The sequence below is a fragment of the Actinomyces ruminis genome (genome assembly GCF_002154335.2).
Classification (GTDB): domain Bacteria; phylum Actinomycetota; class Actinomycetes; order Actinomycetales; family Actinomycetaceae; genus Actinomyces; species Actinomyces ruminis.
Genome location: NZ_MTPX02000042.1, coordinates 90,557 through 110,892, shown reverse-complemented (window position 1 = coordinate 110,892; position 20,336 = coordinate 90,557). Strand labels below are relative to the sequence as shown.

Sequence of the window (20,336 nt, the reverse complement as noted above, 5' to 3'; positions counted from 1 at the left end):
GACTAACCGCGACTGACGCCGTCGCCAGCCGGGCGTTACTCGGGCTTGTGGGCCACCAGGGCGATGCCGACCATGTCCCGCTCGTAGCGCTTGAAGGTGCGGCGCATGCGCAGCACGTGGCGACGCAACTCGGCGTCGGCCAGCACGTTGCGGGCGATGCGCGCGAGGCCGCCCAGGCCCTCATCGCGCAGGTTGCGGCCGACCTTGAGCAGCGCCATGGGAGCGGTGTCCACCCAGTCGACCACGAGCCCGGCCTCCTCCATCAGCTGCTTCCAGGCGGCCGCCGTCATGGGGCGGGCATTGACGTGGATGGCGCGGGCCAGGTCCTTGCGGAGTTTGGTGTAGTGGGCCTCGTCGATGTCGTCCGGAACCACGCCCAGCTCGTGGATGGCATAGCGGCCGCCAGGGCGCAGCACCCGGGCCGCCTCCGCGGCGATCGCCGCCTTGGCCTTGTCCCCCTGCATGCTCAGCATGGCCTCGCCGATGACGACGTCCGCGCTGGCGTCGGGCAGGCCAGTGCGCGCGGCCTCCCCCTGGCGGACGCTGCCGCGGTCACCTACAACGGCAGCCACGCGCCGGGCGGCGTCGGGGTCCCGATCGATGGCGGTATAGGAGGCCGGGCCGGCGGCGATGACCTCGCTGCGGTTCGCCCCAGCCCAGGAGCAAGCTCGACCACATCGGCGCCACTCAGGCCGGCATGCCCCAGCATGGTGGCGGACAGCGCGGCACCACCGGGCCGCAGCACGCGCTTGCCGGCACGGGCCAGCACCCAGTGGCCGGGGGCGGCGGCCACTGGGCGGTCGGCGTAGGGAAGGGCAGGTTCGGTGGAACCGGCTCCAGCGGTCACAGGTTCGGTGGCGTAGGAAGCAACGGTCTCTGAGGCACGCTCATCGTTCATAGGTGTTAGCTTAGCCTCACCTCGCCCATAGAGTGCGGGAGTGCACCACGCCGCTCACTGACGCCCCTGCAATGTCGCCTCCCGCTCGCTGATTGTCTGAATCGGTCACAAACGTCGTTTCCGGCCGCCCGAGCCGATTCCGAAACCGCATGATTCCAACGATCCGCGAACCGCTGTCCGGTGTCCGGGGCGCGTTTGTGACCATTTGCGACAATGCGGGCCTGGCCGGCGATCAGATGGCGGTGTAGCCGCCGTCGATGGGGATGGCCGTGCCCGTGACGTAGGCGGAGGCGGGAGAGGCCAGGAACAGGGCAGAAGTATCGAGCTCTCCCTCCGCGCCGTAGCGGCCGAGCGGGATGGTGCGTTTGGCGTGCTCCTGGAAGAACGCGGAGTCGAGCGTGTCCGTGGTCAGCTCGGTGTAGAAGTAGCCGGGGCAGATCGCGTTGACGGTGATGCCGTACTTGCCCCACTCGGCGGCCAGCGCCCGGGTCAGGTTGACCATTCCGCCCTTGGCGGCGTGGTAGGGGGCGGAGCCGGCCACCATATTGCCCACCAGCCCGTACATGGAGGAGATATTGATAATGCGCCCGTAGCCGGCGGGGATCATGGCTTTGTTGGCGGCGGCCCGGGCCACTCGGAAGGAGCCGAGCAGGTCGATGTCGAACTCGTGCTGGAACTGCTCGTCGGTGATGTCCTCCGCCGGGCCGATCGCGCCGGTGCCCGCATTGTTGACGACGATGTCCAGCCGGCCGAACTGCTCCATGACGGTGTCAACAACCGCCTCCACGTTGGCGGCGTCCGTGATGTCGCAGCGGATCGCCAGGGCCTCGACGCCGAACTCCTCGGTGATATCGGCGGCGACGGCTTCAATGCGGTCTACGCGGCGGGCGACGGCGACGATGCGCGCGCCGACCGAGGCCAGCGCCTTGGCCATCTGCACGCCCAGGCCGGAGGAGCAGCCGGTGACGAGGGCGACCTGCCCCGAAAGATCGAAGTAGTTGCGGTCCATAGTGCCGTAGCGGCCTTTCTCTCGGTAGTCATCGGGTGTCTGGGGGTGTTGGGAACCCGCAGGTTGCGGCCCCGTCGGCGCCCGCACCGGTCAGCAACGACCCGCGCGGGCGATGAGGCAACCCTATGTGCTCGGGTCGGCCTCCAGAAACCCTTGTCACAACAAACAGTGAGATCAGATGCCCTCGGCCCGCTGTCGGCCGGAGCGCACCCGGACACCCGGGGCCCGCGCCGACGCCGCCCGGTACCCGATTGACCGCCCCAGGATCGTGAGCCGTCCAAGCCCTCGCACACGCGGCACCCCTGACAGGCCCTGCCGGTGCCTGGCAAGGCGGCGCCGATACCTCCTACCTTGGGTGGCGAATCTTCGGTAAGCGCGGCACGGTGCCCTCATCACGGTCGGTCCGTGCCCGCTCGCCCCTGACCGATTGCATCCAGCCCTTACTTCATCCAAGGAGTCCCATGCAGACCACCGTCCTCGTGTTCCACCCTCGCCTGGCCGCCGGCTCGCGCGTCAACGCCCGCCTGATGCAGGCCGCTCAGGCCGCCAACCGCCCAGAGCACCCCGTCGAGGTGCGCGACATGTACGCGCTCTACCCGGACTTCCGCATCGACGTCGAGACCGAGAAGGCCGCCCTGACCGCCGCGGACCGCATCGTGTTGCAATTCCCCATGTACTGGTACTCCACCCCCGCACTCCTGAAGCAGTGGGAGGACGACGTGCTGGAGCACGGCTGGGCATACGGCTCCACTGGCACCGCCCTGCACGGCAAGGAGCTCGGCGTCGCCGTCTCCCCCGGCGGAGCCGGCGAACGCTACACCCGGGAGGGAGCCTTCCACTACACGGTCACCGAGCTGCTGCGCCCCCTGCAGGCCACCAGCAACCTGATCGGCACCCGCTTCCTGCGGCCCTTCATCACCACCGGGGCCATGGCGATCTCCGACGCCGACCTGGAGGCGCAGGCCGACGCCTACCCGGCCTGGCTGACCGGTAAGGTGCCCGCGCTCGGCGACTTCGAGTAAGTCGCCAAGTCCTCCCGAGCCCCGACCGACGGCCGCCCCGGCATGGGCGCCATTGGTCGGGGCGGCGGTCAGGGCAGGCGGGAGGAGCGGTAGTACAGCACCGCTATCTGGGTGCGGTTGCGCAGGCCGAGCTTGGCCAGCACGGTGCTGATGTGGTTGCGCACGGTGCCCTCGCTCAGGTGCAGCCGATCTGCTACCTCGGAGTTGTCCAGCCCCTCGCACACCGCCTCGACCACCTCGTACTCCCGCTCGGTGAGCGGGGCGAACACGGGCGGGCGCTCTGTGCGCGCCGACGGCGTTCCCGCGCTGATCCCGAGCCTCGCCGTGCGCTCCAGCACCTGCCCCTCCAGCACGCTGACCCCGGCCATGACGCTGCGCAGCGCCGGGGCGATCTGGGCCACGTCCTGCTTGATCAGGTAGCCGCGCACCCCCATGCGCAGGGCTCGCACGATGTACTCGTCGTCGGAGAAGGTGGTCAGCAGCACGATCCGGGCCTGCGCGTCGAGCCGGAGAATTCGCTCGGCCGCCGTGAGCCCGTCGCCCGCCGGCATCTGAATGTCCAGCAGCAGCACATCCGGGCGGCTCGCCGTATACGCCTCGACCGCCTCCGGTCCGCTGAATCCCAGGCCGACGACGTCGATGTCCGGCTCCGCGGCCAGGATCGTGGCCAGAGACCGCGCGAGCAGGGGGTCGTCGTCGACGATGAGCACCTTCATGCGGTCTCCTTCGGGATCGTGGCGAGCACCGTAAACCTTGGGTGGTACAGGATGCGCAGACTGCCGCCCAAGGACTCGACCCTATCGCTCATGGAGCGCAGGCCGAGTCCGGCTCCAAGCAGGTCCGGCTCCGCCGCCTCCGCCGGGCTTCGGGACTCGTTCCGATTCGGTACGACCCCGTCGTTGGCGACCGTGAGCCGCCAGAACCCGGGGAAGTCGGTGACGGTCACCGAGGCATTGACGGCTCGCCCGTGCCTGGCCGCATTGGTAAGCGCCTCCCGCGTCACCGCCACCAGACAGCGCGCCACCGGCACCGGCGGAGGCTCGCTTGGCGCACAGTCGACCCTGACCGTCTCAATGCCGCTGCGGTTCGCAAGCCGGTTCAGCGCCACCGCCAGGTCCTCGCCCTCGTCTGCGAGCGCATGAACCGATGCGCGCATGGAGGCGAGCGCCTCATCGACCGTATCCGCCATCTGAGTCAGCTCGGCGACCACATCGGGAGCGTCTCGATGGGACACCTGTGCCGCACGCATCTGAAACAGCAGCCGGGTCAGCAGGTGGCCGACGCCGTCGTGGATCTCACGGGCGATCCGGGTGCGCTCGGACAGGGCGGCGGCACGCATCTCGTGCTCCTGGGCCTCCTCAAGCCGCATCTGCGTCTCCTGCAACGCGGTGACCCGGTGCTGCAGATCATCCCGGACGGCATGCAAGACACCACGGCTTCGCTCCACCTGGCCGGTGCGCACCGCCAGCAGAGCAGCCACCGCCGCAAGTACCGCCGCCACCGACACAACAGCGTCAGGACCGCGCCGCAGCGCCACCGCCAGCGGCGCCATGCACACCGCCGCCCCGCCCCAGACCCAGCGGCCACGGCCCGCGGTCCCCTGCATCAACTCGTAGACGGCTACAGGAAGCCCCACGACGGCCGCCGAGTCGGCACATCCCGCCAGCAGGTAGGCGGCCGGCAGGGCGCCGACGACCGGCCACCGTCCCCAGGCGGCACAGGCCCCGGCGCAGATGACGGCGACCAGGAACCACACAACCGTCGTCGTCGAGGGCATACCGGAGCCCAGCGCCAAGACGACGCAGGCTCCCAGCACCACAGCCCTGTCCGTCAGCTCCCTCACGCCTCGATTATTGACGATGCCAGCCCGTCCGGTGGACCGACTACGGCTGCCCCCTGACGTTTGTCACGCCCGCGCCGCCGCCTCATGACAGCAGGCACTTCCGGCACCGTGCCGCCTCGCGCAACCATGTCCCCGAACACGGTCGACGGGCGGAAGGAGACAACGTGGCCGATTCAGCGGTAGTCGTTAAAAACCTGGTCAAACGCTACGGGGAGCTGGTCGCCGTGGACGGGCTCTCCCTTGAGGTGGCCGAGGGCGAGATCCTGGGCCTGCTCGGCCCCAATGGCTCGGGCAAGACCACGGCGATCAACTGCATCCTGCAACTGCTTACCTACAACCGGGGCGAGATCCGTGTATTCGGGGAGCCTATGTCGGCCACCGCCTATGAGCTCAAACGGCGGATCGGGGTGGTGCCGCAGGAGGTGGCCGTCTTCGAGGAACTCACGGTGCAGGAGAACATCGACGCCTTCTGCGCCCTGTATGTCTCCGACCGCACGCACAGGCGGGAACTGGTGCAGGAGGCGATCGAATTCGTTGATCTGGGGCGGTTCGCGAAGTTCCGCCCCAAGAAGCTATCCGGCGGGCTGCTGCGTCGTCTGAACATCGCCTGCGGCATTGCCCACCGGCCAGAACTGATCATCCTGGACGAACCCACCGTGGCCGTCGACCCGCAGAGCCGCAGCGCCATCCTCGACGGGATCAAGCGCCTCAACGCCCGCGGCGCCACCGTCATCTACACCAGCCACTACATGGAGGAGGTGGAGCAGCTGTGCACGCGGATCAGCATCATGGATCGGGGCAGGCAGATCGCCGGCGGCACCGCCAGCGAGCTCAAGGCGATGATCGGCACCGGCGAGCGTATCCGCGTGGAGGTCGTCTCCCCCACAGAGCTCGGTGAGCGTGAACTGGAGGCGGTGCGTCGAGCGGAGCATGTACGCACCGTCGTCTACGAGGCGCCCGAGCTGGTCGTCGAGTGCAGTCCGGGGGCGCACAACCTGGCCGACGTTCTCGAAGCACTCGCCAGAGCGGGCGTGTCATGTGGGCGGATCACCTCCGAGCCGCCGACCCTGAACGACGTGTTCCTGGAGATCACCGGCCGAGCCCTGCGCGACGAGGCGGCCTGATATGCGCTCCGTCTTCTCCTACCAGGTGCTGCGCCTGCTGCGCGACAAGATCCTGCTGCTGTGGACGCTCGGTCTGCCGATCGCACTCTCCCTGCTGTTCATGATGATGTTCTCCGGGCTGGAGGAGGGTTACGCCGTCGACCCCATGCGGGTCGGGATCGTTCACGATGACGCCTACGCGGCCGAGGCCGGACTGGACGGCGCCCTGGCAGCGGTATCCGCCGCCGACGCCGAGCCGCGGCTGCTCGACCCCGTGGCCTACGACACCGCGGAGCAGGCCGCGGCGGCTGTTCAGGAAGGTGAAACAGTCGGCTATATCGCGGTCGAGGACGGCGGGCCCGCGCTACACCTCACGCCCGCATGCAATGACCTGGCTACGACCCCGGTACTGCGTGCCGCGCTGGACGCTACGTGCAAAGCCGTGATGAGTTCACCGGGCTGGTCACTGCGGGCGCCGATCCCGCGCAGGCGTCCGCAGCGCTGCAGCTCCGGCACGAGTTCACCGAGGAGTTGCAGGTGACCCGCGTACCAGGGAAGCCCGCCGTGCCCTACTACTTCGCGCTGCTCGCCTTCACCAGTGGCATGGGCATGACCATCGCGGTGGTGGCCATTCGGGAGATCACCGCGCCCTCCGGCCCTTTGGCGGCGCGCCGCAACCTGGGGGCGCTGCCACGCTGGCGGGTGCTGGCGGGCACCCTCGCCGGGGCGTGGTTGTGCACCTGGGCCTGCCTGGTACTCGCCTTCATCTTCATGCGGTTCGTGGTGGGCGTGGACTTCGGCCCGTATGCGGCCCTGTGCCTGGTGGCCATCGCCGTCTCCAGTCTCATGTCCTGCGCGGCGGGCGCCGCCCTGGGGACGATCCCGCGGCTGCCGCTGGGCGGAGTGTCGGCAATCAGCTGCCTGCTGGGGCTGTTCTGCGGCCTGTACGGCACCGCCTCTCAACGGCTGACCAGCACCATTGAGGTCAATGCCCCGCTGTTCGCTCAGCTCAATCCCCTGTGGCAGGCGACCCAGTGCTTCTTCGGGCTGCTGTACTACGACTCCCTGGTGCCTTTCGCCCGCAGCTGCGCCGTGCTGGCGGGTATGAGCGTCGTGTTCCTACTGATCGCCCTGATGCGCATGCGGAGGATGAGCTATGAGCACCTTTAGGACCTCGCTGCGGATCGTGGCCGCGCACCGCGTCTATGTCCTGATTTATCTGGTGTTGATGAGCGTGGGCGGCCTGTTCACGGGCCTCGGCGCCGGCACCGAGACGGAGGCCGGGATAACCCAGCCGACGGCGGATGTGGCCGTGATCGACCGCGACGACTCCGTGGTCTCTCGGGCGCTGGCCGACTACGTCGGCTCCGTCGGCGAGCCGCAGCCCCTGGAGGACAGTCCGGTGGCCCTCCAAGACGCCACCGCCAAGGACCGTATTCAGTACATCCTGATTATCCCCGCCGGCTTCGGTCAGGATCTGCAGGACGCGGCACGGGCGGGAACTAAGCCGCCGAGGCTGCAGACCGTCATCAGCTACCGCTCCTACGCGGGCTCGCTCATGAACGTGCGCACCGGCTCCTACCTGAACCAGGTCTATGACTACCTGAGTGCCGTGGACACCGATTCCACCGGCACGCAGACCGCGGATGCCGCAGGCGACTGCGCGGAGCGGGCCGTGAGCCTGGCGAATCAATCCATGCAGGGTAGTGCAACAGCGCGGCTGATCACCCAAGAGTCCCTCCCGCTGCCGGAGACGCTCAAGGTGTATCTACTGTTCTCGCTCTTCCCGCTGATGGCGTCCAGCGTGGTGACAATCGCAATGCTGATGGCCTCTTTGAACCGGCGCGCCGTGTACTCGCGCGTATCGGCCGCGCCCGTGACCGGCCGCTCACGCGGCCTGGGCCTGCTGGGCGCGTGCCTGGTGATCGGCGTGGTCGGATGGGCGTGGTTCTTCTGCCTGGGAACGGCGGTGTTCGCCGGCGACCGCATCGGCGACTCCGCACCGCGACTGGGAGTCATCGGCCTGGCATTGGCGGCGTACACCCTCAGCGGGGTCGCCGTGGGCTTCCTGGTGGGCCAGCTGCGATTGGGAGAGAACGCCGCCAATGCGGTGGCGGCTATCGGCGGCATGGCGCTGTCCGCGCTGGCGGGTGCCTGGGCACCCCTGGACATGCTGCCCGACGCCGTGGTCGTGGTTTCGCGGCTCACCCCCGGCTACTGGGCGACCCAGGCAGTCAGCGGCGCCTTCAGCGCAGACACGGCCTCGGCGCAGGAGCTCATGCCGCTGATCGGGGACTGCGGAGTGTGCGCACTGTTCGCCGTCGCGATCGCCGCCGTCGGCCTGGCCGTAGGTCGTTCACGCGCGCGGGAGTCGCTCTAGCCAGACATCGAGTCACCGGTAGAGATGTCCATCGGTGCCCAGTTTCACCGCAACCAACCCATAGTTTCATTATGAAACCGAAGTAAAACGGCGCAACCACGTAGGGCCCCAAAACAGCGCCCAGGCCCTCCACCGTGAAAGTGGTCACGGATGGACACTTTTTCCTCTCGGCACGTCACCCCGGACAAGCTCCGCGAAGGCATCGTCGGCCGAGGCCGAGCGTTCGGGGCGGCCCACCGTGTGCCGCCCCGAACGCCATGTCGTTCCCAGCCCCGAACCGCGAGCGTAGCTCAGCCGAGGTTGGCGCTCAGGAACTCCGCGATCCTCTCCCAGGGGATGGCGCCGTTCTCGCCGCCGTCGTACAGGTCGGTGTGAGTGGCGCCGGCGATGGAGACGAACTCCTTGTTGTCACCCTGGAGTCGGGCGAAGGCGTCCTTGCCCATGTAGTAGGAGTGGGCCGCCTCCCCGTGGACGATCATGACGGCGTTCTCGATCTCCTCGATGCAGCCCAGCAGGGTCGCGTTCATGAGGGACGACCCACCAATGACGGCCCACCCGTCGTTTGAGTTCAGGGAGCGGGGGTGGTAGCCGCGGGGCGTCTTGTAGTAGGCGTGGTAGTCCTTGACGAAGTCGGGGGCGTCCTCGGGCAGCGGATCCACCACGCCGCCGGCAAGGGCGTAGGTGCCGGAGCGGTAGTCGGCGGTGCGCTGGGCCGCCACGGATGCGCGCGCCTGGTTGCGGGCCTCGGCGGAGTCGGCGGAGTCGAAGTAGCCGTTGGCGGCCACGCGGCTCATGTCATACATGGTGGAGGACACGGTGGCCTTGATGCGCGGGTCGGCGGCCGCGGCGGCCAGGGCCATGCCGCCCCAGCCGCAGATACCGATGATGCCGATGCGCTCGGCGTCTACGTCCTCGCGCACGGACAGGTAGTCGACGGCGGCCTGGAAGTCCTCAATGTTGATGTCCGGGGAGTTCATGAAGCGGGGCGTGCCGCCGGACTCGCCGGTGAAGGACGGGTCGAAGGCGATGGTGAGGAAGCCGCGCTCAGCCATGGTCTGTGCATACAGGCCGCTGGACTGCTCCTTCACCGCGCCGAAGGGGCCGGCCACGGCCAGTGCGGGCAGGAGCCCGCTCGCATCCTTGGGCTTGTACAGGTCGGCGGCGAGGGTGATGCCGAAGCGGGTGTGGAAGGTGACCTTCTCATGGTCCACGGCGTCGGACTGGGGGAAGACCTTGTCCCACTCCTGAGTCAGCTTGAGGTTCTCGGTGCTCATGTCCTGATGCTCCGTTTCTTCGGATCTGTGGCTGTCGGCGCGCTCCGGCACGATGCTCGGGCGCTTCCGACATCCAAATTAACCGCCCGGATGAGATGACGCTAATGACTATTCGGCATGTTCGATATGCCAGCTCGGCATATCATACTGGGCGTGGAGATTCGCACGCTGCGCTACTTCGCCGCCGTTGCCCGCGAGGAGAACATGACCCGGGCCGCCGCCCAGTTGCACGTGTCTCAGCCGACCCTGTCCAAGCAGATGAAGGCGCTGGAGCGGGAACTGGGGCACAAGCTGTTCGTCAGGCACTCCTTCAGCATCGAGCTCACCGCGGAGGGCCGACTGCTGCGGGAGCGGGCCGAGGACCTCATCGGCCTGGCGGACCGCATCGAGAACGACTTCCTCGCCCTGGGCGATGTCACCGGCGGCGACCTCTACCTGGGGCTGGCCGAGTCCTACCAGGTGGGACTGCTCGCCCGTCAGCTCAAGCGCCTGAAGCAGGAGTGCCCCGGACTCCACTACCACATCACCAGCGGCGACACCGAGCAGGTTACAGAGAAGCTGGATCGGGGCCTGCTCGACTTCGCCGCGATCGTCGAGGATCCCGCCGGCGACCGTTTCAGCCGGTACGAGGTGCTGCCCCTGCCCGTGGCGGACCGGTGGGGCGTGGTACTGCGGCGCGACGACGCCTTGGCCGATAAGGCGGCCGTCACCGTGGATGACCTGGCGGGGCTGCCACTGTTCTGTTCGGAGCAGTCCTGGGAGCGGGACATCCCGGCCTGGGCCGGCAGCCGCATGGGCGAGCTGCAACTTGAAGGCACGTTCCGCCTGCCCTACAACGGCTCGGTGTTCGCGCGCGAGGGTCTGGGCTACCTGCTCACCTTCGACCGCCTGGTAGACACGAGCGAGTCCAGCGGCCTCGTCTTCCGGCCGCTGGAGCCCGTCCTCGAGTCGCGGATGTACCTCATCTGGCGCAAGCAGCAGGTTCTCTCCCCCATCGCGGAGCGCTTCCTGGCCCGGCTGCGGGCCTCACTGGCCGACGACGGCGCTATGCCCGCGCCATCCACTAGCCTGTGAGTGCGGTCGCGGTCGACCATGAGAACGTCGGGAAGGGATTGATCACGTGTACAGAGTTCTGGTGGTGGAGGATGACGCGGCACTCGCTCGCGGCATTGTTGGCCTGTTGGGGCGCTACCAGTACGACTGCACCGCGGCATCTGACTTCGGAAACCTGCTGCGCGAGGTCGAGCGGGTTGATCCGGACGTCGTCCTGTTGGATGTGAACCTGCCGCGCTACGACGGTTTCTACTGGTGTCGCCGGATCAGGGAGGTCTCCAAGGTCCCCATCATCATCGTTTCCGCCCGGGACGCCACCGGTGATCAGGTACGGGGCATCGAATCGGGCGCGGACGACTACCTGACCAAGCCCTTCGATCCGGAACTGCTGCTCGCGAAGGTGGGCGGCGTCATTAGACGCGCCTACGGGGAGCTGAGCTCGACCGACGCCGACGACGCGCTCACGGCCCGAGATCTGACGCTGTTGCCCGGGCGCCAGCTCGCGGTCATAGGTGGAGACGAGGTGGAGTTGTCCTTCACGGAGACCAAACTACTGCAGGCACTGCTGCACAGGTATCCGGATGCTGCCTCGCGTGAACAGCTGCTCGTCTCTGCGTGGGAGGACGCCGCCTATGTAGAGGACAACACCCTGACCGTGAATATTCGTCGGCTGCGCGGCCGCCTGTCTGGGCGTCGCGCAGCAGTGGAGCTCAGGGCCGTGCGCGGATACGGTTACCGGCTGGTCATCGGGGCGGATGACAGCGGCGGGGGAAGCACGGCATGAGACTGTTTCTGCGCGAGCATCTCGGCATTATCGCGCTGTTCGTCCTCGTTGTGTGCGGACTGCTGCCGCTCTATCAGGGGGTCGGCGGATTCAACACCACCGGCGGCATGGTCTACTTCTTGTGCCTGTCCGGTTTCCTGTTGGCCACTACCCTGGCGGTGCGTTACTTCCGGCGTCGGCGGATGTATCGCTGGCTCGGATCCCCGGGCCGGGTTCTGGAGGAGCTGCTCGGAGAAGAGTCCACCGATCCGCTTGTCAATGCCTTCATCCAGCACGGCAATGCCAGTTATCAGCGCTACCTGGGGCTGCTCACGGAGCAGCAGGCTGCGACCGAGCAGTGGCGCACCCACATCGTCCAGTGGGTGCACCAGATGAAAACACCGATCAGTGTGATCCGTTTGCTGGCGCAGGACGGCGATGGGAACCGAGATCCCTTCCCGATCCTGTGTGAACTCGACCGGCTGCAGCGGCAGTTAGACCTGGTGCTGAGCCTGGCGCGGATCGAGCGCTTCGAGAATGACCTGGTGACCGAGCAGGTGCACCTGGACGATCTGGCGCGTGCGGTCATGCACCAGAATCAGCGGCTGTTTCAGCAGAGCGAAGTGAGCGTCGCCTGCACCGGAGAGGACGTCGTGGTGAACACGGATCGCAAGTGGATCAGCTTCGTCGCGGACCAGCTTATCCACAACGCCGTCAAATTCTCCGAACCAGGATCCTCGGTGGAGGTACGCATAGGCTCCCGACCGGAGGGAGCACAGCTGAGTGTCATCGATACCGGCTGCGGCATACGCCCCCGCGACCTGCCGCGCGTATGCGACCTGTACTACACCGGTTCTAATGGTCGGTCGGGCTCTCAGTCCTCCGGGGTGGGTCTGTACCTGGTCAAGCAGGTGCTCGAGCGGCTTGGGCACACGCTGCGGATCACCTCGGCCGTCAATGAGGGAACCACAGTCACCGTGCGCTTCGGTACAAGCGCAGCCGCAGCTGCCTGACCATGCCGCGGGTGACAGCGATTGTCACTCGCCGTCACCCACTTCGATGGTTCACGCTCCGTACGGGCAATAGCTTTGACAGCAGTTGCCGAACAAAGGAAAGGGGCTAACAATGACCGAAACGGCAATACGAAACACCGTAACGCACCAGCCCGAACCTGCTGTGGTGTCGCTGGAGGGCGTAAGCAAGATCTACGGGGACGCGGTCAGGGTCAAGGCTGTCAACCAGCTCTCGTTGCGCATAGACGCGGGCGAGCTGGTCGCGATCATGGGCCCCTCGGGCAGTGGCAAGTCCACGGCCTTGAACCTGGTGGCGGGAATCCTGCCGGCCACCTCAGGCACCGTACGCGTGGGCGGTCAGAATCTGGCCGACCTGAGCGAGGAGGAGGCCGCAGGCTTCCGGCGGAAGCGACTGGGATTCGTGTTCCAGGACTTCAACCTGGTGGACACGCTGACCATTCAGGAGAACATCATGCTGCCGCTAATGCTGGCGGCGGAGGAGAGCCCGGCCAGCATGCGGCGTCGTTCCCGGGCGGTAGCGGAACAGCTCGGCATCGGGGACGTCCTGTCCCACCGGGTGCACGAGGTTTCGGGCGGCCAGGCGCAACGGGCCGCCATTGGGCGGGCGATCGTTCACGGACCGCAGCTCCTGCTCGCGGATGAGCCGACCGGGAACCTCGACTCCGCGGCCGCGCACGACGTTATGCGCATCTTCTCCGATCTCAACGAGCGCCAGGGCGTATCCACCGTGGTGGTCACCCATGATGCGCGCACCGCGAGTTGGTGCAAACGGGTGGTGTTCATCAAGGACGGGGCCGTGCACTCCGAGTTGTATCGGGAGAACGACCGACTGGCCTTCTACGACCAGATCCTGAACGTGCTCAAGCTCATCGGCGGTGAGGGACGATGACCCTCTGGCAGTTCGCGAAGCATAATGTCCTGCGCGATGCGGAGACCTATATCGCCTACTGGTTGAGCAGCGTCTTCACCGTCACGATCTTCTTCATCTTCGCCGTCAACGCCGACCACCCCGAACTGGATCAGGGCGGCGGTAGCATCCAGCTGTTCATGCGGATGGCCTCGGTGATCGTGCTTGTGTTCGCGGTCGTGTTTCTGTCGCTTTCGATCTACTCCTTCGTGGATCGGCGCAGGCGCACCTTCGGCACCCTGCGGGCCATGGGCATGTCACGCCGCCAGCTACGTCGCATGTTGTTGGCGGAGAACTCCCTGATCGGGGCCAGTGCGATTGTGGTCGGCATGCTCGTGGGGACGGCGTTCGGCCACCTGTCGGTACTGATCATGGCGCGCATCGTCCGCCTGTCCAACATCACCTGGAAGACTCCCCTGGAGCCGATCCGCGATACGGCGATCGGATTCGCAGCGGTGTTCGTACTGGTGACTCTGTTCCTGGTTCGTGGCCTGTCCCGGCGTCCCGTACTCGAGCTGCTCTCCTCCCAGGGGCACGAAGCCAAAGGCGTGCGCTTCTCCCGCCCGCTGGCGGTGCTGGGGGCCGTGGTGCTGCTCCTCGGCTACGCGCTAACCTTCTACCCGCGTTACGCGGGATCCGCCCCGGCGCTGATCGATCACGCGCTGGAGAAGACGCTCAATTACGTACTGATTGGGTGCTTTATGGTGGGCACGTTCCTGATCCTGAGTCAGTTCGTCTTCCTGGCCATCACCGGCATGCAGAAGCACTCACGCCGCTACCTGCGCGGCGGCAACGCACTGTGGGTCTCGGGGCTGCTGTACCGCCTGAAGAGCGGGGTGACCTCCATGTTCATCTCCACCATGCTGCTCACCGCGGCGTTCTGCGCCATCACCGCATCCATCTCCCTGGCCATGTCCGTCCGCGCCGATATCGCGGCCAGCACCCCCTTCGCCGCCACCTACTACGCATTCGGCAATAGCGATAGGGAGGCCGGGGACATCGCACTCATAGAGAAGGAGCTGAACGGCAACGGCATCGAATACCAGCAGCACACGCTGGACTTCATCCTCCTGGGAGAAGGAGACGATGTAGGCCTGGTGGACGCCAAGTTCGTGTCCGCGGAGCAGTACGGACGGGTGACCGGAGAGCACCCCGACCTGGCGGCCGGACAGGCTCTCGACATCAGCGGAGCAAGCGAAACGACCGGGAGCACGGTCGGTGTGGATGGCGTCGGCGAGCTCGAGGTGGTGGGCACCGGCACCCGGCTGCTCGACAATCCGCGCAACATTGACTGTTATGTGGTCGCCGACCAGACACTGCAGGAAATCGCCCAGCAGTCATACACGACCTCCATGCGTGCCCACCTGTTCGACTTCGACGACGCACTGCATGACTCCGGCGCCCGCGCCTTCTCCACGACCGTGCGCAACGCGATCGGCGTCGGGATGATCGACGGCGAGAGCTTCCTGTTCATCCCGCGCATTGACGAGATCGACGCCGACGAGTTCAGCCACCAGATCTTCACCTACGTGGGCGTGCTGTTCTCCGCGGTCTTCATGGCCGCCTCGGCCAGCCTGATCTACTTCCGGCTGGTCTCCAGCGTGCGGGACAACCTGCCGATCACGCGGAACCTGCACCGCATGGGCATGTCGCTGCGGGAGATTCTGCGGGTGCAGCGCAGGCAGCTGCTGGTGCTGTTCGCCATTCCGGTGCTGTTGGCGGTCATCAACACGGGCTTCGCCATGAACTACCTGGTGATGGCAAGGATCGCCTCCGGACTCCTGTACGGGCGCTTCCTGATCATCCTCATTCCGCTGCTCGCCCTGCAAGCCGCCTATTTCGCCTTCCTGAGCAATCGCTTCTCGGCCAAGGTGCGCGTTTTCTTAAAGGCCCCGCGGTAGGCGGACGCATATTCCGAGCACCTCAGGCGGTGGGAGGATCGGGCCGGCCATCCGGCTCGATCTCCCCACTGCCGCGAGCGATGAACTGTGTGGGGATCACGATGTGCTCGGGAGGGAGGGCCTCGCCCTCCAGGCGGCGGAACAGGCGCTGCGCGGCTACCCGCCCCATGCGCCGGGGGTCCTGCCGCACCACGGTGAGTGCGGGCTGCAGCATGTCCGCCAGCGGCAGGTCGTCGAACCCTATATGCGCCACCCGATCGCGCAGTTCCAGCTTGTGCAGCGCGTGCAGCGCCCCCTCGGTGAGGAGGTTCTGCCCGCTGAAGATCGCCGTCGGCGGGAGTGGCCCGCCCATGAGCTCGGCGACGGCGCGCTCGGCCGCCTCCGCGCTCACCAGCCCGGACACCACGATTGCGCCGTCGGCGTCGGCGCCGCGGGACGTGAATGCGGCAGCAAATCCCTCTCGCCGCTCCACCGCCGTGGCCACGTTCAGGCGCTCGGTGAGCAGGGCGATACGCCGGTGTCCCCGCTCCAGCAGATGGGCCGTCGCCCGCTCGGCCGCGGCCCGGGAATCGCTGGTCACGCAGTCGGCCTCAATGCCGTGCGGCGCCCGATCTACGAAAACGATCGGTACCCCCAGGTGCAGCACCCGCTCCAGCGCAGCCCCGTCCGCCGTGGTGGTGTTGACGATGATGCCGTCCACGTGGCGCCTAATGGAGTCCTCCACCGCCGCCACCTCCCGCTCCGGCTCCTCATCCAGACTGGAGGCCAGCACTGCCACGTCGTGCTCCCGGGCCACATCCTCAACACCCCGGTGGAGTTCTCCGGCGAAGGGGTTGTCCACGCTGCCCACCAGCAGCGCGATCGTGCGCGTCGCCCCGCCGGGCCGCCGCAGGCTGCCGGCGCGCAGGTCCACGTGGTAGTCGAGTTCACGCACCGCCTCCCAGACGCGCTCAGCGGTGGCGTCGGCGACATTGGGCTCACCGTTGACCACACGGGAAACCGTCTTGACGCCGACTCCCGCCAGGCGCGCCACCTGCTTCATGGTGGCGCGCCGTTGCGACCCAGCCGCCGAGCCGGCTGACGAGTATGACGCCACTGTCTCCTCCCCAATTCTCGAAACGCACTTGACCCGAACGGGAACCAACCGTACCATCGGACTCGCGATTGACATCGTTGTCAGTACTGGAATGCCGCGCTTGGAGGCGTTCCAGTAGTACTTCCCCAGCGGCCGCTCCGGCGGCCCTCCCAGCCGTGCCCGGCACTGTCGAGCACGGACCCGCATCAAGCAATGGAGCAGATATGGCACCACCAAACCCACCCCGGCTGAGACTGACCGACGTCTCCAAGTCCTTCCCCGGAGTGCAGGCACTCAGCGGCGTCTCCTTCGACCTACTGCCCGGGGAGGTGCACGCCCTCGTCGGAGAGAACGGAGCCGGCAAGTCCACCCTGGTGAAGATCCTCACCGGCATCCACCCGGACTTCGAAGGGACCTACGAGTACGACGGCGCCCCCGCCGCCTTCCGCTCCATCCGTGATGCACAACAGGCCGGAATCGCCATCGTCCACCAGGAACTCAACATGATGGCCGACCTGACCGTGGCGCAGAACATCTTCATCGGACGGGAGTCATCCTCCCTGCTGATCTCCGACCGTGCGCTGAACCGGCGCGCCCAGGAACTGCTCACCGAGCATGAGGTCGACGTCGCCCCGCAGACCCTGCTGCGCGATCTGTCGGTATCCAAGGCGCAGCTGGTGGAGATTGTGCGCGCCATGTCCTTCGAGGCCACCAAGGTGCTGATCCTGGACGAGCCGACGGCGGCGCTGTCAGAGGCGGAGAGCGCGGAGCTGCTGGAGCGCGTGCGGCGCCTGCGGGAGCGCGGCGTAGCGGTCGTGTACATCTCCCACCGCATGCACGAAGTCATGGCGATCGCCGACCGCATCACGGTCCTGCGCGACGGCGCCCATGTCGGCACGCTCAGGACGGCCGAAACCAACCTCGACGAGATCATTGAGCTGATGGTGGGGAGGCAGGTCGTCAACACCCCCAAGGCCGCCTCCGAGGTGGCTCCGGACGCCCCCGTCGTCATGCGTGCCGAGCATCTTGCCTCGAGCGAGGTCAAGGATGTCTCCTTCACGCTGCACCGCGGCGAGATCCTCGGCTTCGCCGGCCTGGTGGGTGCCGGCCGCACGGAGACCATGCGTATTGTCGCCGGCGCCGATCGGGCGACCTCCGGCCGCCTGGAGGTCAATGGCGCCGAGGTGTCCTTCCACCGCCCCAAGGACGCCATTCGTGCGGGGATCGCCTACCTGTCCGAGGACCGCAAGCGCTTCGGCCTGGTCACCGGCCTGTCCGTCTCCGATAACACGGTCCTGGCCTCCTACGACGCCTTCACCACCGCCACGGTCGTGCATGAGCGGGCCATACAACGGGCGACCCGCAAGTACGTCGACATGCTGCGCATCAAGACCCCGTCCACCCGCCAGCGGGTGCGCAACCTGTCTGGCGGGAACCAGCAGAAGGTCGTGCTGGCCAAGTGGCTACTGCGCGACGTCGACATTCTCATCTTCGATGAGCCGACGCGCGGCATCGACATCGGCGCACGCGCAGAGATCTACCAGCTCATGCGCGACCTGGTCGCGCAGGGGAAGTCAATCATCCTCGTCTCCTCCGACCTCGATGAGGTCTTGCACCTGTCCGACCGCGTCGTGGTCATGCGGGAGGGACGCAAGACCGGGGAGCTCGACGCCGCCGAGGCGTCTCAGATCAAGATCATGGAACTGGCCACCAAGCAGGAAGAAGGTCGCGCAGCATGAGCGCAAACATCATCAAGAAGAACCCGGTGCGCGCGCTGCCCATGCAGCAGCTGATGGCACTGGCCGCACTGGTCATCCTGTACGCGTTCTTCGCCGTATTCGGCAACCACTTCCTTTCCCCCAGCACCTTCGTGTCGATTCTCGACTCCTCCTACTACATCGGCTTTCTGGCCATCGGCATGACCTTCGTGATCATCACGGCGGGCATCGACCTGTCCTCAGGGACGGTGATGGTCGGCTCCGCACTGGTCGGAGGCGTGGCCTACAACGTCTGGCACCTGCCGATTGCCCTGGCACTACTGGTGGTGCTGGCCACCGGGATCGCCTTCGGCATCGGCAACGGGATCCTGGTCGGCTTCCTGCACATCCCGCCGTTCATCGCCACTCTGGGCATGCAGTTCGCCTCGCTGGGCCTGTGCGCGGTCATCGCCCAGGTGCAGACGCAGACCTACCCGAGCCTTACCTCCGACGACGGCTGGTTCAAGACCGTCCTGTACAAGGCGGGGAACCTGCCCGTAGGCATCCTCTGGCTGGCGGCCTTCTTCGTGATCGCCTGGTTCATCCTCACCCGCACCAAGCTGGGCCGCTACACCTACGCCATCGGCTCCAACGAGGAGGCCGTCGAGCTGTCGGGCGTCGTCGTGTCCCGCTGGAAGTTCTGGGTCTACGTGCTCAACGGCTTCTTCTGCGGGCTGGCAGGTGTAATCTACGCCGCCACCTTCTCCTCCATCACCCCGCAGACCGGCAACGGCCAGGAGATGTACGCCATCGCCGCCTGCGTGATCGGCGGCACCTCGCTGGCGGGCGGCGTCGGCTCCCTGTGGGGCACCATCATCGGCGTCTTCGTCATCTCCGTGCTCAAGACGGGCCTGCTGTCCATGGGCCTGCCGGTGCAGTGGCAGCAGGTCCTCATCGGCGTCGTCGTGGTGCTCGCGGTGCTGCTCGACGTCATCCGCTCGCGTCGCGCCGGCCGCGCCTGATCACGTCAATCGTTCTTCTCCCCCACCCCATGAAAGGAAACCACACCATGGCCATCACCCTCACCCGCAGGTCCGCTCTGACCGCGGCGCTCGCCTCCGCCTGCTCGCTCTCACTGCTCGCCGCGTGCAGCGACGACGGCGGTTCCGCGAGCTCGGACGGAAAGATGAAGGTCATCATCATCTCCAAGAGCTACCAGAACCAGTTCTACCAGGCCGCCTTCAAGGGTGCGCAGGCCGCCGCCGACGAGCTCGGCGTCGAGTTGGAGACCAATGGGCCCGACGCGGAGAGCAACGTCTCCCAGCAGGTGGAGCAGCTGGCCTCCGCAGTCAACCAGCGGCCGGCCGCAATCGCCCTGGCCGCCTGCCAGCCCGACGCGGTGCAGGACGCCCTGGTCAACGCCAAGAACCAGAACATCCCGGTGATCGGCTTCGACTCGGGCGTGCCCGACGACGCCTCCGGCGCGGTGCTGGCAACGGCCACCACGGACAACGAGGTGGCCGGCGGCAATGTGGCCACCAACCTCGCCGCCAATGCCGACCTGCAAGCCGCCCTGGCCTCCGCTAGCGCCGACTCACCCGCCGTCATCGGCGTGCTCGCACAGGACTCGACCTCCGGCTCGATCGTCCAGCGCGTGGACGGCTTCACCGCCACCCTGGTCACCGAGTTGGAGAAGCTCGACGGCCTGGCAGGTGCGGTCGACGTGTCCGGGCAGCAGCGCTGGACCACGCCGTCCTCCAACCCGGCCAAGGTGAAGATCGTCGTGACCGTGCCTCCCACCACCAGCCAGGCGGACATTCAGTCCGCGGCCACGTCAATCCTGTCCACGGACGGGCTGGTCGCGCTGTTCGCCGCGAACCAGGACGCGGTCAACGGCGTCATCAGCGCCACCGGGGACGCCTCCCAACTGGACCGCGACTCCGGCCGCTACAAGGACCTGCTGGTCGTCGGCTTCGACGCCGGCACCTCCCAGAAGGACGCCGTGCGCTCCGGGGCATTCCTCGGCTCGGTGACGCAGGACCCCTACCAGATGGGATACCAGGCGGTCACCCTCGCCGTGCAGGCTGCGAATGGCGAGAGCGTGGAGGACGTTGACACCGGTTCTCACTGGTACGACTCCTCCAACATCGACGATGAGGACATCTCCGTGCTGCTGTACGACTGAGCACATCTGGACGACGTGGCGGTCGGACGGCCTATTACCGCCCGACCGCCACGCGTCTTCCCACGATGCGGCCGGATGAGGAGCACTCCTCACCCGGCCACACGATCGGCCGTGACCCCCGGGGCTGCTCTGCACCCAACGCGCAGCCTGGATCCTTCGACGCAGAGGAGACGGCATCAGAACCTGTCAACG

The 20,336-nt window shown here is 67.0% G+C and carries 18 protein-coding genes and 1 pseudogene; 13 read left to right on the top strand and 6 right to left on the bottom strand.

Features of this window, described 5'->3' with window-relative positions:
- Positions 1 to 35: 35 nt before the first annotated feature.
- Positions 36 to 847: pseudogene (locus tag BW737_RS08610) on the bottom strand (class I SAM-dependent methyltransferase).
- Between the two features lie 283 nt (positions 848 to 1,130).
- A complete protein-coding gene (locus BW737_RS08605; protein WP_086614248.1) occupies positions 1,131 to 1,907 on the bottom strand; it encodes an SDR family oxidoreductase in 777 nt (258 codons plus the stop codon).
- Positions 1,908 to 2,368: 461 nt separating this feature from the next.
- On the opposite strand from BW737_RS08605, the gene BW737_RS08600 reads away from it, so the two are divergent.
- Entirely contained in the window at positions 2,369 to 2,929 is a 561-nt protein-coding gene (locus BW737_RS08600; protein WP_086614249.1) for an NAD(P)H-dependent oxidoreductase, read from the top strand.
- 68 nt (positions 2,930 to 2,997) lie between these two features.
- Here BW737_RS08600 and BW737_RS08595 read toward each other — a convergent pair whose 3' ends face one another.
- Positions 2,998 to 3,645, bottom strand: a complete 648-nt coding sequence (locus BW737_RS08595) for a response regulator (RefSeq protein WP_086614250.1) — start codon at positions 3,643 to 3,645, stop codon at positions 2,998 to 3,000.
- Positions 3,642 to 4,772 (bottom strand): sensor histidine kinase, encoded by a 1,131-nt coding sequence (locus BW737_RS08590; RefSeq protein WP_257210647.1) that lies wholly within the window; start codon positions 4,770 to 4,772, stop codon positions 3,642 to 3,644. The genes BW737_RS08595 and BW737_RS08590 overlap by 4 nt, the downstream gene beginning before the upstream one ends.
- Positions 4,773 to 4,936: 164 nt before the next feature.
- Here BW737_RS08590 and BW737_RS08585 point away from each other — a divergent pair, with 164 nt between their 5' ends.
- From BW737_RS08585 to BW737_RS08575, 4 genes are read left to right on the top strand one after another with little or no spacing between them, the layout of a single operon-like run.
- A complete protein-coding gene (locus BW737_RS08585; RefSeq protein ID WP_086614251.1) occupies positions 4,937 to 5,896 on the top strand; it encodes an ABC transporter ATP-binding protein in 960 nt (319 codons plus the stop codon).
- A gap of 1 nt (position 5,897) precedes the next feature.
- Positions 5,898 to 6,416, top strand: coding sequence for an ABC transporter permease (locus tag BW737_RS18240; RefSeq protein WP_257210646.1), 519 nt, complete (start codon positions 5,898 to 5,900; stop codon positions 6,414 to 6,416).
- Positions 6,413 to 7,045, top strand: a complete 633-nt coding sequence (locus BW737_RS18235; protein WP_257210645.1) for an ABC transporter permease — start codon at positions 6,413 to 6,415, stop codon at positions 7,043 to 7,045. The genes BW737_RS18240 and BW737_RS18235 overlap by 4 nt, the downstream gene beginning before the upstream one ends.
- Positions 7,032 to 8,255, top strand: coding sequence for an ABC transporter permease (locus tag BW737_RS08575; RefSeq protein WP_180272141.1), 1,224 nt, complete (start codon positions 7,032 to 7,034; stop codon positions 8,253 to 8,255). Before BW737_RS18235 ends, BW737_RS08575 begins: the two co-directional genes overlap by 14 nt.
- Before the next feature lie 290 nt (positions 8,256 to 8,545).
- On the opposite strand, the gene BW737_RS08570 is transcribed toward BW737_RS08575, so the two are convergent.
- Entirely contained in the window at positions 8,546 to 9,529 is a 984-nt protein-coding gene (locus BW737_RS08570) for an alpha/beta hydrolase (protein ID WP_086614252.1), read from the bottom strand.
- A gap of 153 nt (positions 9,530 to 9,682) precedes the next feature.
- Here BW737_RS08570 and BW737_RS08565 point away from each other — a divergent pair, with 153 nt between their 5' ends.
- The 5 genes from BW737_RS08565 to BW737_RS08545 all read left to right on the top strand — a co-directional run bounded on the left by BW737_RS08565 (position 9,683) and on the right by BW737_RS08545 (position 15,187).
- Positions 9,683 to 10,603: a LysR family transcriptional regulator gene (locus BW737_RS08565; RefSeq protein ID WP_086614313.1), complete on the top strand. Its 921-nt coding sequence runs from the start codon at positions 9,683 to 9,685 to the stop codon at positions 10,601 to 10,603.
- Between the two features lie 61 nt (positions 10,604 to 10,664).
- On the top strand, positions 10,665 to 11,366 hold the full coding sequence (locus BW737_RS08560; RefSeq protein WP_218961875.1) for a response regulator transcription factor: 702 nt from the start codon (positions 10,665 to 10,667) through the stop codon (positions 11,364 to 11,366).
- Positions 11,363 to 12,358 (top strand): sensor histidine kinase, encoded by a 996-nt coding sequence (locus BW737_RS08555; RefSeq protein ID WP_086614254.1) that lies wholly within the window; start codon positions 11,363 to 11,365, stop codon positions 12,356 to 12,358. The genes BW737_RS08560 and BW737_RS08555 overlap by 4 nt, the downstream gene beginning before the upstream one ends.
- Before the next feature lie 112 nt (positions 12,359 to 12,470).
- A complete protein-coding gene (locus tag BW737_RS08550; RefSeq protein WP_086614255.1) occupies positions 12,471 to 13,268 on the top strand; it encodes an ABC transporter ATP-binding protein in 798 nt (265 codons plus the stop codon).
- A complete protein-coding gene (locus BW737_RS08545) occupies positions 13,265 to 15,187 on the top strand; it encodes an ABC transporter permease (RefSeq protein WP_086614256.1) in 1,923 nt (640 codons plus the stop codon). The genes BW737_RS08550 and BW737_RS08545 overlap by 4 nt, the downstream gene beginning before the upstream one ends.
- A 22-nt stretch (positions 15,188 to 15,209) precedes the next feature.
- Here the strand turns inward: BW737_RS08545 and BW737_RS08540 are convergent, their stop codons facing one another.
- Positions 15,210 to 16,283 carry a LacI family DNA-binding transcriptional regulator gene (locus tag BW737_RS08540; RefSeq protein ID WP_218961874.1) on the bottom strand — a complete coding sequence of 358 codons (1,074 nt, stop codon included), beginning with the start codon at positions 16,281 to 16,283 and terminating at the stop codon, positions 15,210 to 15,212.
- A gap of 203 nt (positions 16,284 to 16,486) precedes the next feature.
- On the opposite strand from BW737_RS08540, the gene BW737_RS08535 reads away from it, so the two are divergent.
- From BW737_RS08535 to BW737_RS08525, 3 genes are read left to right on the top strand one after another with little or no spacing between them, the layout of a single operon-like run.
- Positions 16,487 to 18,001 (top strand): sugar ABC transporter ATP-binding protein, encoded by a 1,515-nt coding sequence (locus BW737_RS08535; protein ID WP_086614258.1) that lies wholly within the window; start codon positions 16,487 to 16,489, stop codon positions 17,999 to 18,001.
- Positions 17,998 to 18,981, top strand: a complete 984-nt coding sequence (locus BW737_RS08530) for an ABC transporter permease (RefSeq protein ID WP_086614259.1) — start codon at positions 17,998 to 18,000, stop codon at positions 18,979 to 18,981. The genes BW737_RS08535 and BW737_RS08530 overlap by 4 nt, the downstream gene beginning before the upstream one ends.
- Positions 18,982 to 19,028: 47 nt before the next feature.
- Positions 19,029 to 20,144: a substrate-binding domain-containing protein gene (locus tag BW737_RS08525; RefSeq protein WP_180272140.1), complete on the top strand. Its 1,116-nt coding sequence runs from the start codon at positions 19,029 to 19,031 to the stop codon at positions 20,142 to 20,144.
- Positions 20,145 to 20,336 lie beyond the last annotated feature (192 nt).

Coding starts and splice junctions, on each gene's coding strand:
- BW737_RS08600 (WP_086614249.1), top strand. CDS start 2,369: ATGCAGACCACCGTCCTCGTGTTCCACCCTCGCCTGGCCGCCGGCTCG.
- BW737_RS08575 (WP_180272141.1), top strand. CDS start 7,032: ATGAGCACCTTTAGGACCTCGCTGCGGATCGTGGCCGCGCACCGCGTC.
- BW737_RS18240 (WP_257210646.1), top strand. CDS start 5,898: ATGCGCTCCGTCTTCTCCTACCAGGTGCTGCGCCTGCTGCGCGACAAG.
- BW737_RS08605 (WP_086614248.1), bottom strand. CDS start 1,907: ATGGACCGCAACTACTTCGATCTTTCGGGGCAGGTCGCCCTCGTCACC.
- BW737_RS08595 (WP_086614250.1), bottom strand. CDS start 3,645: ATGAAGGTGCTCATCGTCGACGACGACCCCCTGCTCGCGCGGTCTCTG.
- BW737_RS08535 (WP_086614258.1), top strand. CDS start 16,487: ATGGCACCACCAAACCCACCCCGGCTGAGACTGACCGACGTCTCCAAG.
- BW737_RS08525 (WP_180272140.1), top strand. CDS start 19,029: ATGGCCATCACCCTCACCCGCAGGTCCGCTCTGACCGCGGCGCTCGCC.
- BW737_RS08530 (WP_086614259.1), top strand. CDS start 17,998: ATGAGCGCAAACATCATCAAGAAGAACCCGGTGCGCGCGCTGCCCATG.
- BW737_RS08570 (WP_086614252.1), bottom strand. CDS start 9,529: ATGAGCACCGAGAACCTCAAGCTGACTCAGGAGTGGGACAAGGTCTTC.
- BW737_RS08555 (WP_086614254.1), top strand. CDS start 11,363: ATGAGACTGTTTCTGCGCGAGCATCTCGGCATTATCGCGCTGTTCGTC.
- BW737_RS08550 (WP_086614255.1), top strand. CDS start 12,471: ATGACCGAAACGGCAATACGAAACACCGTAACGCACCAGCCCGAACCT.
- BW737_RS08545 (WP_086614256.1), top strand. CDS start 13,265: ATGACCCTCTGGCAGTTCGCGAAGCATAATGTCCTGCGCGATGCGGAG.